This is a genomic window from Mycoplana sp. MJR14 (assembly GCF_029210525.1).
GTDB lineage: Bacteria > Pseudomonadota > Alphaproteobacteria > Rhizobiales > Rhizobiaceae > Mycoplana.
On sequence record NZ_JARGEO010000008.1, the window covers coordinates 90,247 to 104,842 of the forward strand.

Sequence of the window (14,596 nt, forward strand, 5' to 3'; positions counted from 1 at the left end):
GCTTTAACGCGCAAGGACTTGCGCGGGCTGGATGCCGGATCTGGTCCGGCATGACGAGCTTCCCTTGATCTTCCCGCGCGAGGATCAGTTCCCCGCGCTCTCCATCCGCCGCGTCTTCAGCACCTTCTCCAGCCAGCCGATCTCCATCTCGGGGACGGATTTCAACAGCAGGTCGGTGTAGTCGTCGAAGGGCGGCGAGAGCACCTTCGATTTCGGGCCGAAGCGCACGAGGCGGCCGCGGTGCATCACCGCGACGCTGTCGGCGATGGCGCGGACGATGGCGATGTCGTGGGTGATGAACATGTAGGAGACGCGGGTCTCCTCCTGCAGCTTCAAAAGCAGCTTGAGGATGCCTTCTGCCACCAGCGGGTCGAGCGCCGAGGTCGGTTCGTCGCAGAGGATCAGCTCGGGACGGGCGGCGAGCGCGCGGGCGATCGCCACGCGCTGCTTCTGGCCGCCGGAGAGCTCGGCCGGGAAGCGGTCGAGGAAGCGGTCGCCCATCTCGATCTGGTCGAGCAGTTCCTTCACGCGCTCGGTCTTCTGCCGGCCGTGCATGCCGAAATAGAAGGTCAGCGGCCGGCCGATGATGTTGCGCACCGTCTGGCGCGGGTTCATCGCCGTATCGGCCATCTGGTATATCATCTGGATCCGGCGCAGTTCCTCGTTTCCGCGGCCCTTCAGCGCCCGCGGCAGCGGCTTGCCGTCGAAGCTGACGATGCCCTCCTGCGGCGGCAGCAGCCCGGTGATGACGCGGGCGAGCGTCGACTTGCCCGAGCCGCTCTCGCCGACGACGGCCAGGGTCTGGCCCTTCGGCAGGTGCAGCGAGACGTTCTGCAGCACCTTGAAGCCGTTGGAATAGCCGGCGGTGACGTTGTCGACCTTGAGCAGGGTGCCGGACTGGTCGGCCGCCTCCTCGCGGCCGGTGCCGCGGACGTTGACCAGCGCGCGCGTGTACTCCTGCGTCGGCGCCTCGATGATCTGCTGGACCGAGCCGTATTCCACCATCTTGCCGTGGCGCAGAACGAGGATGTCGTCGGTGATCTGGGCGACAACGGCGAGGTCGTGGGTGATGTAGATCGCCGCCGTATGCGTCTCCTCGATCGCATGCTTGATCGCAGCCAGCACGTCGATCTGGGTGGTGACGTCGAGCGCCGTCGTCGGCTCGTCGAAGACGATCAGTTCCGGGTTCGGGCAGAGCGCCATGGCGGTCATGGCGCGCTGCAGCTGGCCGCCGGAGACCTGATGCGGGTAGCGCTCGCCGAAGGTCTCGGGGTTGGGCAGGCCCAGCACCCTGAAGAGATAGAGCGCGCGCTTTTCCGCCTCCGCCCGGCTCATGATGCCGTGCTTGAGCGAGGCCTCGATCACCTGTTCGCCAAGCCTATGGGCCGGGTTGAAGGCGGCGGCGGCCGATTGCGCCACGTAGCAGACCTTGGCGCCGCGCACCTTGCGGATGCCGGCATGGTCGAGCTTGAGCAGGTCCTGGCCGTTCAGCCTGACCTCGCCGCCGGTGATGCGCACGCCGCCGCGGCCATAGGCGAGCGCGGTCAGGCCGATCGTCGACTTGCCGGCGCCGGATTCGCCGATCAGGCCCAGCACCTTGCCCTTCTGGACGTCGAAGTTGACGCCCTCGACCAGGGTGACGGTCTTCGGCGGCTCGCCCGGCGGGTAGCTCGTCGCCTCGATCTTCAGATTGCGGACGGAAAGCAGCTCGGTCCTTGACGGTTCAGGCATCGCCGCGTCCTCCCTTCAGGCTCGAGGTGCGTTTCATCAGCCAGTCGACGACGAGGTTGATGCAGATGGTGAGAAGCGCGATCGCCGCACCCGGGACGAGGGCTGCGGAGATGCCGAAGATGATGCCGTCCTTGTTGTCCTTGACCATGCCGCCCCAGTCGGCGGCCGGCGGCTGGATGCCGAGGCCGAGGAAGGACAGGGTGGAGAGGAACAGGATGGAGAAGGCGAAGCGCAGGCCGAATTCGGCCAGAAGCGGCGACAGCGTGTTCGGCAGGATCTCGCGGAAGATGATCCAGCCGGTGCCTTCGCCGCGCAGGCGGGCGGCCTCGACGAACTCCATCACCGCGACGTCGAGCGCCACCGCCCGGCCGATGCGGTAGACGCGGGTGCTGTCGAGCACCGCCATCACGAGGATCAGGATCCACAGGTGCTGCGGCAGGACGGCGAGGACGACGAGGGCGAAGATCAGGGTGGGGATCGCCATCATCAGGTCGTTGAAGCGCGAGAACAGCTGGTCGATCAAGCCGCCGGTGACCGCGGCGATGAAGGAGAGCAGCATGCCGAGGCTGAAGGACAGGATGGTCGCCGCCAGCGCCACGAAGATCGTGGTGCGGGCGCCAAAGATGAGGCGCGACAGCAGATCGCGGCCGAGGTTGTCGGTGCCGAGCAGGAACTCGCCGCCCATCGGCGACCAGATCTCGCCGACGATCTCGCTCTCGCCGTGCGGGGCGATGAAGGGGGCGAAGATGGCACAGAACAGGGCGAGCGCGATGCCGGCGATGCCGATCCAGGCGCTTAGGGGAATGGCGCGCAATCTCATCGCGGATGCCTCAGTCTCGGATTGGCGATGATGGCGAGGATGTCTGCCGTCATGTTCAGGAAGATGTAGAAGGCGGCGAAGATCAGCCCGCAGGCCTGCACCACCGGCATGTCGCGCACCGTCACGGCATCGACCATGTACTGGCCCATGCCGGGATAGACGAACACGACCTCGACGACGACGACGCCGACGACGAGATAGGCGAGGTTGAGCGCGATCACGTTGATGACGGGGGCGACCGCGTTCGGGGCGGCGTGCCTGGCGATGATGCGAAGGCCGCTGAGCCCCTTCAGCTCCGCCGTCTCGACATAGGCCGACGACATGACGTTGAGGATCGCAGCCCGCGTCATGCGCATCATGTGGGCGAGGACCACCAGCACCAGCGTCGCGGTGGGAAGGGCGATGGCCGACAGGCGCTCGGTCAGGCTCATGCTGTCATAGACGGTGGCCGGGAAGGTGGCGATGCCCATCTGCACGGCGAAGAAGAGGATCAGCAGGTATCCGACGAAGAACTCGGGCAGCGAGATCGCCGCCAGCGAGAAGACGTTGATCACCTTGTCGGCGAGGCGGTCGCGGTAGTGCACGGCGAGCATGCCGAGCCCGATCGCCAGCGGGATCGAGATGATCGCGGCGAAGAAGGCGAGGAAGAGCGAATTGCCGAGCCGCTTGCCGATCTGCTCGCTGACGGAGTTGCGCGAGGCCCAGGACGTGCCGAAATCGCCCTGCAGGGCGCCGCCCAGCCATTGGAAATAGCGGGTGGTGGCGGGCTGGTCGAGGCCGAGATCCTTGCGGATGTTCTCGACCGCCTGCGGCGTCGCCGACTGGCCGAGATAGGTGGTGGCGAAGTCGCCGGGCAGCGCCTCGACGCCGCCGAAGATCATCAGTGAGACGGCAAAGAGCAGGGCGATGCTGAGCGCCAGCCGCTGGAGGACGAGGGCGGCGAGCGGGCTCTTGCGGACAAATCGCCCCCAGGGCGACAGGATGCCGTCGTTGGCCGGAGAGAGGGTGGACAATGACGGCGTTGCCGCCAGCGTGTCGGTTCCGGCCGGGCCCGAAGGCTGCGGGTTTGCACCCGCAGCCTTCGGCGCCATCAGGCCAGGATCTTGTGCCGGTCCGCCAGGCATCAGGATTCGAGCCAGACGCGGGTTGCGACATAGCCGTTGGACATGTCGTTACCGATGTCGTGGACGTAGCCCTTCACCTGCTTGGAGGCGGCGTTGACGAAGTCGTTGAACATGGGAAGGATCAGGCCGCCTTCGTCGCGCACCATCATCGCCATGGTCCGGTACATCTCCTTGCGCTTGGCCTCGTCGAGTTCCGAGCGGGCCTCGAGCAGGATCTTGTCGAAGTCCGGGCGCAGGAAGCGGGTGTCGTTCCAGTCCGCGGTCGACAGATAGGCGGTCGAGTACATCTGGTCCTGGGTCGGACGGCCGCCCCAGTAGGAGGTCGAGAACGGCTGGACGTTCCAGACGTTGGACCAGTAGCCGTCGCCCGGCTCGCGCTTGACCTCGATCTCGATGCCGGCCTTCTTGGCGCTCTCCTGGTAGAGGACAGCGGCGTCGACGGCACCGGGGAAGGCGACGTCGGAGGTGCGCAGCAGGACCGGGCCGCTGTGGCCGGACTTCTTGTAGTGGAAGGCGGCCTTGTCGGGATCATAGGCGCGCTGCTCGATGCCTTCGGGGAAGAGGGCATAGGTCTCGTTGATCGGGAAGTCGTTGCCGACCTTGCCGTAGCCGCCGAGGATCTTCTGCACCATCGTCTCGCGGTCCATGGCGTATTTCAGTGCCAGGCGCAGGTCGTTGTTGTCGAAGGGCGCGGTGTTGCAGTGCATGATGAACACGTAGTGGCCGCGGCCGGAGGTGTTCAGGATGTCGACGGTCGGCGCGCGCTTCAGGAGGCTGACGGTCTTCGGGTCGACGCGGTTGATGTAGTGGACCTGGCCGGAGGAGAGGGCGGCGATGCGGGCGGTCGCGTCGTTCATCGCGATCATCTCGATCGTGTCGACATAGCCGCGGTCGGAGCGCCAGTCGTCGGCGTTCTTCTCGAAGGTGGCGCGCACGCCGGGCTCGAAGCTCGTGACCTTGTAGGGGCCGGTGCCGATCATCGCGTCCGGATTGTCGAGGCCGCCGTTCGGCTGGATGACCAGGTGGTAGTCGGTCAGAAGCAGCGGCAGGTCGGCATTGCCTTCGGTGAGCACGAGGACGAGGTTGCCGCCGTCGGCCTTGATCTCCTTGATCGACTTCATCACGCCGAGCGCGCCGGATTCCGACTTCTCGTCGGTGTGGCGCTGCAGGGTCTTGACGACGTCGTCGACCGTCAGCTCCTTGCCGTCGTGGAACTTCACGCCCTGGCGGATCTTGAAGGTCCAGGTGGCGGCGTCGGCGGAGGGCTCCCAGGATTCGGCGAGCGCGGGAACCGGCTTGCCGGTCAGCGGCTCGGATTCGACCAGCATGTCGCCCCAGTTGCGGCCGACGACGAACATGAACTGCGACAGTGCCTTGGCCGGATCCTTGCTGTCGGTGGCGGCAGCGCCTTCGAGGCCGAGTTTCAGATGACCGCCGCGCTTGGGCTCCTGCGCCCTGGCGGCGGTGTCGAACATCGTGCCGGCGGCAGCGAGCGTGACGCCGAAGGCGGCAGCGCGACCCATGAATTCGCGGCGGTTCATCTTGCCCAGCATGACCTGGCGCGCGAGATAGTTGGTGTAGTCCGTCATTCCCCTGTTCCCTTCGTTCGGCCGATTGGCCTTCTTGTGCTGGTAGAATTTCTGGTCTGCCGCCTGTCATGTCGCATCGGCGGCTATGCGGTGGCGCGCTCGCGCCTCATGCGGTGGTCAAGGCTCTCCTTCGTGTATGCGGTTATCTGCGACCGCTTGCTGATTGATAAGATTACTGAAAATGGCGCGGATGTAACGTGTTAAATTTCCTCGCTTGTGTATAAACGGCACTTACGGAAATGCCCGCGACGAGCGCGAGCACGCATTTTCAGGGCATGGCGATGTGGATCAAGAAGGCCGCTCAGCGGCCCTTCCACACCGGATCCCGCTTCTCGGCGAAGGCGCGCGCGCCCTCGAGCTGGTCCTCGCTCGAATAGAGGACGTCCACCGTCGGAAACTGCCGGCGGGTGATCCTGTTCATCGTCGTCTGGAACGTCTCGCCCTCGGCGGCGCGCACCACTTCCTTGATCGCGGCATAGACGAGCGGCGGACCGCTCTCCAGCAGCCGTGCCAGTTCCCAGGCGCGGTCGAGCAGCTTGTCGGCCGGCAGGATCTCGTTGACGAAGCCCCAACGGTGCGCCTCGGCGGCATCCAGCCAGCGGCCGGTCAGCAGCATGTCCATGGCGATGTGGTAGGGGATGCGTTTCGGAAGCTTGATCGAGGCGGCGTCGGCGACGGTGCCGGAGCGGATCTCGGGAAGGGCGAAGGTGGCATGCTCGGCGGCGAGGATCAGGTCGGTGGAGAGCGCAATCTCCAGCCCGCCGCCGCAACAGATGCCGTTGACGGCCGCGATGATCGGCTTGTTGAGGTCGCGCAGTTCCTGCATGCCGCCGAAGCCGCCGACGCCGTAGTCGCCGTCGACGGCGTCACCCGCGGCCGCCGCCTTAAGGTCCCAGCCCGGGCAGAAGAACTTCTCGCCCGCGCCGGTGACGATGGCTACGCGCAGGGTCCCGTCGTCGCGGAAGTCGCGGAAGATTTCGCCCATGATGCGGCTCGTCACCAGATCGATCGCGTTGGCTTTCGGGCGATCGATCGTGACTTCCAGGATGCCGCCCTCGCGGCGTTGGCGGATCGGTCCGGTCATGGGCTTACTTCCTCAGACGGATCAGGGCGTCGGCCGCGACGACACCATCGCCGTCGGCCATCACCATGATAGGATTGATATCGAGTTCATCGACAATTGAAGCGTTTGAAACGACATAGGATGCCGCCGATGCGACGGCTTTGACCAGCGCGTCGACGTCTCCTTGCGGGCCGCCGCGATAGCCTTGAAGCAGTTTTGCGACCTTCAGGCCGGAAATCGCCGCGCGGATCGCCGTTTCGTCGGTCGGAAGCGTCAGAATGGCCGAATCTTCGAGCAATTCCACCAGGATTCCGCCCGCGCCGACTGTCAGCACCGGACCGGCGACCGGATCGCGCATCGCACCGACGATGACCTCGGCGACGGGCCGGGCCACCATCTTCTCGACCAGGTAGCCGGAGGCGACGCCGGCCATGGCGGCGACTGCCTCCAGCACCGCTTCCTTCGTCTGCAGGTTGAGCTTCACCGCGCCGGCCTCGGTCTTGTGGGCGACACCGAGGCCCTTGAGCACGACCGGGAAGCCGAGCGCTGCTGCGGCGTCGGCCGCCTGGCCGGCAGTCTCCGCCACGCGGCCGTCCGGCACGGGCAGGCCGAAGGCTGCGAGCGCCCGTTTGGCCTCGTGCTCGGTGAGCGTCACCGGCTCGCCGTCTGCCGCGGCGATCTTGACCAGCGGCGCGGGCAGGGGCTGTTCCCAGAGCGCCCCGATCGTCGCCGCAGCCTCGGCTGCGGCCAGCGCCTCCTCGATGCCGTAGAAGGGTACGACGCCGTTTGCCATCAGCATCAGCGCCGTCTCCTCGGGCATGTTCTCGCCCATGCTGGCGACGATGCCGGCGCGCGCGCCGGATGCCCGCGAGGCGTCGATCACCGCATGGCAGGTCGTCACCCAGTCGGCCGCGTCGCAGCGGTCGAGGCGGGGAAAGTCGAGCACGATCAGGTTCAGCGCGTAGCCGCCCCGCATCATCGCGGTGAAGGCCTCGGTCTGCTTGTCGCGGTTGCCCCAGACGAAGGTGTGGAAGTCGAGCGGATTGGAGATCGTCACCATCTGGCCGAGCGCCTCGCGCAGCGGCTTTCGCTGCTCCTCGCGCAGCGCCCGGTAGACAGTCTTCCGCTTCACGCCGGCATCGGCCATCAGCGAGGCTTCGCCGCCGGAGCAGCTCATCGAGGAGATGTCGAAGCTTTCAAGCGGGCCGTGCAGGTGCAGCAGCTTCAGCGTCTCCAAGAGTTCGGGCAGCGTCTCCACCCGGCCGAGGCCGAGGCGGGAGAGCAGCGCGGAGGAGACGGCGTCGTTGCCGGCGAGCGAGGCGGTGTGGGAGACGGTCGCAAGCTGCGCCTGCTCCGACTTGCCCACCTTCAGCGTCACCACCGGCTTCTTCAGCTCGCGGGCGCGGCGGGCGAGCCGCTCCAGCGCGGCGATGCTGTCGAAGCCCTCGATGTGCAGGCCGACGGCGGTGACGCGCGGATCCTCGAGCACCGCGCAGGCGAGATCGCACAGCCCCGTCTGCGCCTGGTTGCCGGCCGTCAGGATATAGGCGAGCGGCAGGCCGCGCTGCTGCATGGAGATGTTGCAGGCGATGTTGGAGGACTGGGTGAGGACGGCGACCCCCTTGTCGATCCTGACCATGCCATGCTGGTCGGGCCAGAGGAGGGCGCCGTCCAGCATGTTGATGAAGCCGTAGCAGTTGGGGCCGAGGATCGGCATGTCGCCTGCGGCGGCGACGAGCGCCTTCTGCAGGTCGTCGCCGTCAGTCAGCTCGGTCACCGCCTCGCGGAAGCCCGAGGCGTAGCAGACCGCACCGCCGGCACCGCGGGCGGCGAGATCGCGGATGATCTCGATCGTCAGGTTGCGGTTGACGCCGACGAAGGAGGCGTCGGGGGCGGCCGGGAGTTCGGCGACGGAGCGATAGCAGCGGCGGCCGTGGATCTCGTCCTTGGTCGGATGAACCGGCCAGATCTCGCCGGCAAAACCCATCTTGTCGCACTGCTCGATGACGCGGCCTGCCTCCTTGCCGCCGAAGACGGCGATGGAGCGGGGCCGGGTGAGGCGGTCGAGGGAGCGGGTCATGTTCTGCTCAAGCCCCCAGCGGCCGCAGGAGGTCGCGGCTGATGATGTGGCGCTGGATCTCGGAGGTGCCGTCCCAGATGCGCTCGACGCGGGCGTCGCGCCAGAAGCGGGCGAGCGGCAGGTCGTCCATCAGGCCCATGCCGCCGTAGATCTGGATCGCCTCGTCGGTGACGCGCGCCAGCATTTCGGTGGCGTAGACCTTGGCCGAGGCGATCTCGCGGTTCGACGGCAGGCCTTGGTCGAGGCGCCAGGCGGCCGACAGCGTCAAGAGGTCGGCGGCGTCGATCTCGGTGATCATGTCGGCGAGCTTGAAGGAGACGCCCTGGTTGGCGCCGATCGGCTTGCCGAACTGCTTGCGCTCGGCGGCATAGTTCAGCGCGTAGTCGAAGGCGCGCCGCGCCCGGCCGACCGAAGTGGCGGCGACCGTCAGGCGGGTGGCGTAGAGCCAGTCGTTGGCGAGCTCGAAGCCGCGGTGGACCTCGCCGAGGATCTGCGACGACGGCAGGCGGCAGTCGTCGAAGGTGAGGATGCAGTTCTTGTAGCCGCGGTGGGAGACGGAGTTGTAGCCCTCGCGGATCTCGAAGCCGGGCGTGCCGCGGTCGACGAGGAAGGAGGTGATCAGCTTCTTCGGCCCGCGCGGCGTCTGCTCCTCGCCGGTGGCGATGAAGACGATGACGAAATCGGCGATGTTGGCGTGGCTGATGAAGTGCTTGGTGCCGTTGACGATCCAGTCGTCGCCGTCCTTCCTGGCGAAGCACTTCATGCCGCGCACGTCGGAGCCGGCGTCGGGCTCGGTCATGGCGAGCGCGTCGAACTTGTCGCCGCGCACCGCCGGGATCAGGTATTTCTCGCGCTGCTCGGCGTTGCAGCCCATCAGGATGCCGGAGGGGCGGCCGAAGAACACCGTCAGCGCCATCGAGCCGCGGCCGAGTTCGCGCTCGACCAGGGTGAAGGAGGTGTGGTCGAGCCCGGCGCCGCCGACCTCCTCGGGGAAGTTGCAGCCGAAGAAGCCGATCTCCTTGCACTTGCGCGCGATCTCCTGGCCCAGCTCCGGCGGGACCACGCCGGTGCGCTCCACCTCGTTCTCGTGCGGATAGATCTCGGTCTCGACGAAGGTGCGGACCGTGTCGACGATCATCTGCTGCTCGTCCGTCAGTGCGAAGTTCATGTTGTTCTCCCTCGTTTTCTTTTTGCGCGCGAAGGCGCCGATTGCCCCTCACCCTAGTCCTCTCCCCGCAGGCGGGGAGAGGGGACAAGGTTCGCGCACGCCGCATTCGCCTTCCTCAAAGCGGGATGCGGGCGGTTCCGGAATGTCCCTTCTCCCCGCTTGTGGGGAGAAGGTGCCGGCAGGCGGATGAGGGGCGGTGCCCTTCGACCCCTGTTTCGGCGGTTGAGTTCTACCGCTTCTGCCCCACGTGGCGGCCGGCGCCTTCGGGAACGGGCAGGCGGGCGTGGGCCTCGGTCAGCGCCTTCACCTTGGCCAGCACATGCGCCGGGGCGGGCACCGCCTTGCCGGCCTTACTGTCCACGTGCAGCATCAGCTGCTCGGCGGTGGCGACCGCCTCGTTCGTCGCGGCATCGTAGATGGTCGAGAAGAACTGCAGGCGCTTGTCGTCGGAGGACAGGATCTGGCAGGTGGTGTAGAGCGCGTCGCCGAGCTTGGCCTCGCCGAGATGGCGGATGTGCGTCTCGACCGTGTAGTAGCTGTGGCCGTCGCGGACATATTCGAGGTCGACACCGATCAGGCGCAGCACGCCGTCGGAGGTGTCGCCGAACACCTGCAGGTAGCGGTGCTCGGTCATGTGGCCGTTGTAGTCGACCCAGGCGGCGCTGACCTTGGTGTCGAGCACCTTCAGCGGCTTGACCTCGCCGAGGTCGACTTCCGGCTTTTTCGCGTTCGCCCAGAGATAGTCCTCGAACTCGGTCAGAAGCTTGCCCGCACCCCAGCCGCGGCCGTCGTCGCCGGCCTTCAGCGCGTGCATGATGCCGACGAGGTTCTGGTCGCGGATGCGCTCCAGCTCGCGGATGCCGCGGGCGCCGGACTGGGCATCGGACTGGTTGGCAATCTTGTCGACCAGTTCGTCGGTAAGATCCACGACGTCGGTCAGCTTCGTCCACGGCCAGGACAGGCAGGGGCCGAACTGGGCGATGAAGTGGCGCATGCCGGCCTCGCCGCCGGCGATGCGGTAGGTCTCGAACATGCCCATCTGCGCCCAGCGCATGCCGAAGGAATAGCGGATGACGTCGTCGAGCGTCTCGGTGTCGCAGATGTCGTCCTTGATCAGCCAGAGGCCCTCGCGCCAGACGGCTTCCAGCAGGCGGTCGCCGACGAAGGCCTCGATCTCCTTGTTGATGATCACGCCCTTCATGCCGATGGTGGCGAGCTTTGCCTTCGCTTCGTCAAGCGTCGCGCGCGCCGTCTTCTGGCCGCCGACGAGCTCGGCGAGCGGCAGCAGGTAGACGGGGTTGTAGGGGTGGGCGACGAACATCCGCTCGGGATGCTTCATGTCGCGCTGCAGCTCGGTCGGCATGATGCCGGAGGTCGACGAGCCGATCAGCGCCTTGGGGTCGGCGGCCGCGTCGATCTGGGTGATGACGCCGCGCTTCAGGTCGACGCGCTCGGGCACGCTTTCCTGAATCCAGTCAGCGCCTTGCACGGCTTCCTCGATGCTTTTGACGAAGGTGAATTTGCCCTTCGGCGGCAGCGGCGCCATGGTCAGCATGCCATAGGCGCGCTCGGCGTTCGCCATCACCTCGCCGATGATCCGCTCGGCTTCGGGATGCGGGTCGTAGATCGCGACATCGATGCCGGCGAGCGCGAAGCGCGCCGCCCAGGCCCCGCCGATGACGCCGCCGCCGATGCAGGCTGCCTTGTTGATCCTGGTCATGTGGTCGTTCCCCGAATATTGCTCGTTCATCTGTGGGTTACCCCCCTCTGTCCTGCCGGACATCTCCCCCGCAAGGGGGGAGATCGGCCATAGGCACTATCCCCGCTCAGCCAGCGATGTTGCCGTGTATTCGGCAAAAGATGGGGCGAGGGGTCGCTCCATCCGATCTCCCCCCTTGAGGGGGAGATGCCCGGCAGGGCAGAGGGGGGTACTACCCGGCCGCGCCGCTCGCACTGGTGTCCTACCGCTTCTTCAGCTTCAGCTTCTCGCGCACCTCGGCCGGGCCGATGATGCGGGCGCCCATGCTTTCGACGACGTTGACCGCCTTTTCGACGAGCTGGGCGTTCGTGGCGAGCTGGCCCTTGCCGATGTAGAGATTGTCCTCGAGCCCGACGCGGACGTTGCCGCCGGCGAGCACGGCCGCGGCCGGGTAGGCCATGGCGTTGCGGCCGATCGAGAAGGCCGAGAAGGTCCAGTTCGACGGCACGTTGTTGACCATGGCCATGTAGGTGTTGAGATCGTCGGGCGCGCCCCACGGAATGCCCATGCAGAGCTGGATCAGCACCGGATCCTCGATCAGGCCCTCCTCGACGAGCTGCTTGGCGAACCACAGATGGCCGGTGTCGAAGGCCTCGATCTCCGGGCGGACACCGAGGTCGGTCATCTGCTTGGCCATGGCGCGCAGCATCGACGGCGTGTTGGTCATCACGTAGTCGCCGAGCGAGAAGTTCATCGTGCCGCAGTCGAGCGTGCAGATCTCCGGCAGGCATTCGGCGACGTGGGAGACGCGCTCGGTGGCGCCCGCCATGTCGGTGCCCTGTTCCTTCAGGGGCAGCGGCTTCTCGACGTCGCCGAAGATCATGTCGCCGCCCATGCCGGCGGTGAGGTTGAGCACGATGTCGACCTCGACCTGGCGGATGCGGTCGGTGACCTCCTTGTAGAGGTCGTTGCGACGCGACGGCGCGCCGGTCTCGGGATCGCGCACGTGGCAGTGGACGATCGCGGCACCCGCCTTGGCGGCCTCGACGGCGGCTTCGGCGATCTGCTTCGGCGTGATCGGCACGTGCTTCGACTTTGCCACCGTATCGCCCGAGCCGGTGACGGCGCAGGTGATGAAGACGTCGCGGTTCATGGAAAGGGGCATTTCTGTTCTCCCGGAATTTTTCGTTGCCGCCATTACGAGCCAAGCGGAGGCGACATGCTTTTCAATTTCGGCAGCATTCTTTACACTTCAGGAAGATCGCGTGGGAGTTTGCCGACATGCTCGACCCGTCCTCTGAGACGCTCGACCTGGATATCCTGGTGCTGCCGGAGACGAACCTGATCCTCGTCGCCTCCGTCATCGAGCCCTTGCGCGCCGCCAACCGGATCTCCGGGCAGGACCTCTATCGCTGGCGGATCTTCTCGCCGGACGGGGCGGCGATCGAGACGCGCAGCCGCATCCCCGTGCCCGTCGACGGGCCGTTCCGGCCGGAGCAGGAGACGGCGCCGCTGTTCATCCTCTCCAGCTACCAGTGGGAGCAGAGCGCGACGCCGGCGCTGAGGCGGCAGCTGTCGCAGACGGCGCGCTATCGCAGGATGATGGCGGGGATCGAATCGGGCAGCTGGCTGCTCGCGCAGGCGAGCCTGCTCGACGGCCATTCGGTGACGATCCACTGGGAGGACCGCGCCGATTTCGCCGCCGCCTATCCGCAGGTGACGGTGCTGACGGAGCGCTACGTCATCAACGGCAAGCGGATGACCAGCGGCGGCTCGCTGCCGACGCTCGACCTGATGCTGGAGATCATCCGGAGAAGGCAGGGCTATTCGCTGGCGCTCGAGGTGTCGCGCATCTTCATCTACGAGCACGAGCGCACCGGCGGCCTGCTGCAGGTGCCCGCACTCGGCAACATGCGCGTCGCCGACCAGCGCGTCAGCCAGGCGGTGCGGCTGATGGAGGAGACGGTGGAGGCGCCGGTGACGCTTACCCGGCTCGCCCGCCGCGTCGGCATCTCCGCCCGCCACCTGCAGGACCTGTTCCAGGAGACGATGGGGGTCGCGCCGCACCAGCACTATCTGGCGCTGCGGCTGAACGCGGCGCGGCGCAAGGTGATCGAGACGAAGCTGGAATTCGCCGACATCGCCGCCGCCACCGGCTTCAACTCGTCCTCCGCCTTCTCCCGCTCCTACCGCGCCCACTACCACGAGAGCCCGACGGAGACGCGGCGCAGGCTCAGGGCGGCGGGGAAGGGGCAGGCGTAGGGCGTGCCCCGGCGACGGCAAGGCGCACTGTCGTCACCGGCGTTCAGATGCCAGGTTCAGGAGGCTCGCGCGTGGCTGCCGGGCGGGTGGCCGGTGATGCGCTTGAAGGCGCGGCTGAAGGCGGCCTGCGAGCCGTAGCCGAGCTTCAGAGCCACGGCCTCGATCGGCATCCGCTCCTTGGCGATCCATTGCGAGGCGAGCCGCATGCGCAGTTCCGTCAGGTAGCGCACCGGCGTCATGCCGGTGACCTCGAGGAAGCGTTCGGCGAAGACGGAGCGCGAGGCGCCCATCCGGTCGGCGAGCTCGGCGACGGTCCAGTCGTGGCCGGGGGCGTTGTGGAGCGCGACGATGACGCGGCCGAGGCGCGGGTCGCGCAGGGCCGCGACCCAGCCGGTGGCGTCGCCGCAGCCGCATTCGACCCAGGCGCGCACGATGAAGGCGGCGACGACGTCGGCGAGCCTTGCGAGAATGCCGGCGAAGCCGGCCCGGGCGCCCTTCGCCTCCCGCTCCATCGCCTCCAGCATCGGCAGGATCTCCGGGTAGCGCTCGACGAGCGTGCCGACCAGCATGGTCTCGGGCATCAGCGCCACCAGCGGATGCAGGCCGCCGAGATCGAACTCCATGCAGCCGCTGAAGACGATCGCGCGGTCGTCCCGGCATTCCTTGCCGTCGCTGCAGGCGCTGATGGCGCTGACCGAGGCGCAGAGCGGCGCCGCCGACAGGGAGCGCACGTCCTGGCACTTCGTGTCCGGGCAGGAGACCAGCGCATGGCCGCCGCCGCGCGGCAATAGCACGGCATCGCCGGCATTCATCCTGTGATAGGCGCCGGCCGGCGTGCGCAGGTGCACCGGCCCGCGGGCGACGAAGTGAAACTGGGCGCGGCCCTCGACCTCGCCGAAGGCCAGGCCGAACGGCGGCGAAACCTCGATGCGGCGATAGTCGAGACCGACGAGCCGCATGCCCATCAGCAATTCGCTGACGAGGTCGGGGTCCAGGGCGCCCCTGGATGCGGGCCTAAGGATTTCGGACGGATGATCAATCATTACGGCGTTTGTGCCAT

Annotated in this window: 11 protein-coding genes; 1 reads left to right on the top strand and 10 read right to left on the bottom strand. The window is 67.1% G+C overall.

The window, feature by feature from the left end:
* Window positions 1–84: 84 nt before the first annotated feature.
* The 9 genes from P0086_RS18305 to P0086_RS18345 all read right to left on the bottom strand — a co-directional run bounded on the left by P0086_RS18305 (window position 85) and on the right by P0086_RS18345 (window position 12,439).
* Window positions 85–1,731 carry an ABC transporter ATP-binding protein gene (locus P0086_RS18305; protein ID WP_275788139.1) on the bottom strand — a complete coding sequence of 549 codons (1,647 nt, stop codon included), beginning with the start codon at window positions 1,729–1,731 and terminating at the stop codon, window positions 85–87.
* Window positions 1,724–2,551 (bottom strand): ABC transporter permease, encoded by an 828-nt coding sequence (locus tag P0086_RS18310; RefSeq protein ID WP_112596418.1) that lies wholly within the window; start codon window positions 2,549–2,551, stop codon window positions 1,724–1,726. Before P0086_RS18310 ends, P0086_RS18305 begins: the two co-directional genes overlap by 8 nt.
* Window positions 2,548–3,642: an ABC transporter permease gene (locus tag P0086_RS18315; protein ID WP_112596416.1), complete on the bottom strand. Its 1,095-nt coding sequence runs from the start codon at window positions 3,640–3,642 to the stop codon at window positions 2,548–2,550. Before P0086_RS18315 ends, P0086_RS18310 begins: the two co-directional genes overlap by 4 nt.
* A 32-nt stretch (window positions 3,643–3,674) precedes the next feature.
* Entirely contained in the window at window positions 3,675–5,264 is a 1,590-nt protein-coding gene (locus P0086_RS18320; protein ID WP_112596414.1) for an ABC transporter substrate-binding protein, read from the bottom strand.
* A gap of 301 nt (window positions 5,265–5,565) precedes the next feature.
* Window positions 5,566–6,348, bottom strand: a complete 783-nt coding sequence (locus P0086_RS18325; RefSeq protein WP_148179402.1) for a carnitinyl-CoA dehydratase — start codon at window positions 6,346–6,348, stop codon at window positions 5,566–5,568.
* A 4-nt stretch (window positions 6,349–6,352) separates the two neighbouring features.
* On the bottom strand, window positions 6,353–8,407 hold the full coding sequence (locus tag P0086_RS18330) for an acetate--CoA ligase family protein (RefSeq protein ID WP_275788144.1): 2,055 nt from the start codon (window positions 8,405–8,407) through the stop codon (window positions 6,353–6,355).
* Window positions 8,408–8,414: 7 nt separating this feature from the next.
* Window positions 8,415–9,575: an acyl-CoA dehydrogenase family protein gene (locus P0086_RS18335; RefSeq protein ID WP_112596408.1), complete on the bottom strand. Its 1,161-nt coding sequence runs from the start codon at window positions 9,573–9,575 to the stop codon at window positions 8,415–8,417.
* Between the two features lie 229 nt (window positions 9,576–9,804).
* On the bottom strand, window positions 9,805–11,295 hold the full coding sequence (locus P0086_RS18340) for a carnitine 3-dehydrogenase (RefSeq protein ID WP_275788147.1): 1,491 nt from the start codon (window positions 11,293–11,295) through the stop codon (window positions 9,805–9,807).
* A gap of 241 nt (window positions 11,296–11,536) precedes the next feature.
* Window positions 11,537–12,439 carry a 3-keto-5-aminohexanoate cleavage protein gene (locus P0086_RS18345; protein ID WP_275788149.1) on the bottom strand — a complete coding sequence of 301 codons (903 nt, stop codon included), beginning with the start codon at window positions 12,437–12,439 and terminating at the stop codon, window positions 11,537–11,539.
* A gap of 116 nt (window positions 12,440–12,555) precedes the next feature.
* Here P0086_RS18345 and P0086_RS18350 point away from each other — a divergent pair, with 116 nt between their 5' ends.
* Window positions 12,556–13,536, top strand: a complete 981-nt coding sequence (locus P0086_RS18350) for a GlxA family transcriptional regulator (protein ID WP_275788151.1) — start codon at window positions 12,556–12,558, stop codon at window positions 13,534–13,536.
* A 56-nt stretch (window positions 13,537–13,592) separates the two neighbouring features.
* On the opposite strand, the gene P0086_RS18355 is transcribed toward P0086_RS18350, so the two are convergent.
* On the bottom strand, window positions 13,593–14,579 hold the full coding sequence (locus P0086_RS18355) for an AraC family transcriptional regulator (protein ID WP_275788154.1): 987 nt from the start codon (window positions 14,577–14,579) through the stop codon (window positions 13,593–13,595).
* Between the last annotated feature and the right edge of the window lie 17 nt (window positions 14,580–14,596).

Coding starts and splice junctions, on each gene's coding strand:
- P0086_RS18355 (WP_275788154.1), bottom strand. CDS start 14,579: ATGATTGATCATCCGTCCGAAATCCTTAGGCCCGCATCCAGGGGCGCC.
- P0086_RS18350 (WP_275788151.1), top strand. CDS start 12,556: ATGCTCGACCCGTCCTCTGAGACGCTCGACCTGGATATCCTGGTGCTG.
- P0086_RS18320 (WP_112596414.1), bottom strand. CDS start 5,264: ATGACGGACTACACCAACTATCTCGCGCGCCAGGTCATGCTGGGCAAG.
- P0086_RS18315 (WP_112596416.1), bottom strand. CDS start 3,642: ATGGCGCCGAAGGCTGCGGGTGCAAACCCGCAGCCTTCGGGCCCGGCC.
- P0086_RS18335 (WP_112596408.1), bottom strand. CDS start 9,575: ATGAACTTCGCACTGACGGACGAGCAGCAGATGATCGTCGACACGGTC.
- P0086_RS18305 (WP_275788139.1), bottom strand. CDS start 1,731: ATGCCTGAACCGTCAAGGACCGAGCTGCTTTCCGTCCGCAATCTGAAG.
- P0086_RS18345 (WP_275788149.1), bottom strand. CDS start 12,439: ATGCCCCTTTCCATGAACCGCGACGTCTTCATCACCTGCGCCGTCACC.
- P0086_RS18330 (WP_275788144.1), bottom strand. CDS start 8,407: ATGACCCGCTCCCTCGACCGCCTCACCCGGCCCCGCTCCATCGCCGTC.
- P0086_RS18325 (WP_148179402.1), bottom strand. CDS start 6,348: ATGACCGGACCGATCCGCCAACGCCGCGAGGGCGGCATCCTGGAAGTC.
- P0086_RS18310 (WP_112596418.1), bottom strand. CDS start 2,551: ATGAGATTGCGCGCCATTCCCCTAAGCGCCTGGATCGGCATCGCCGGC.
- P0086_RS18340 (WP_275788147.1), bottom strand. CDS start 11,295: ATGACCAGGATCAACAAGGCAGCCTGCATCGGCGGCGGCGTCATCGGC.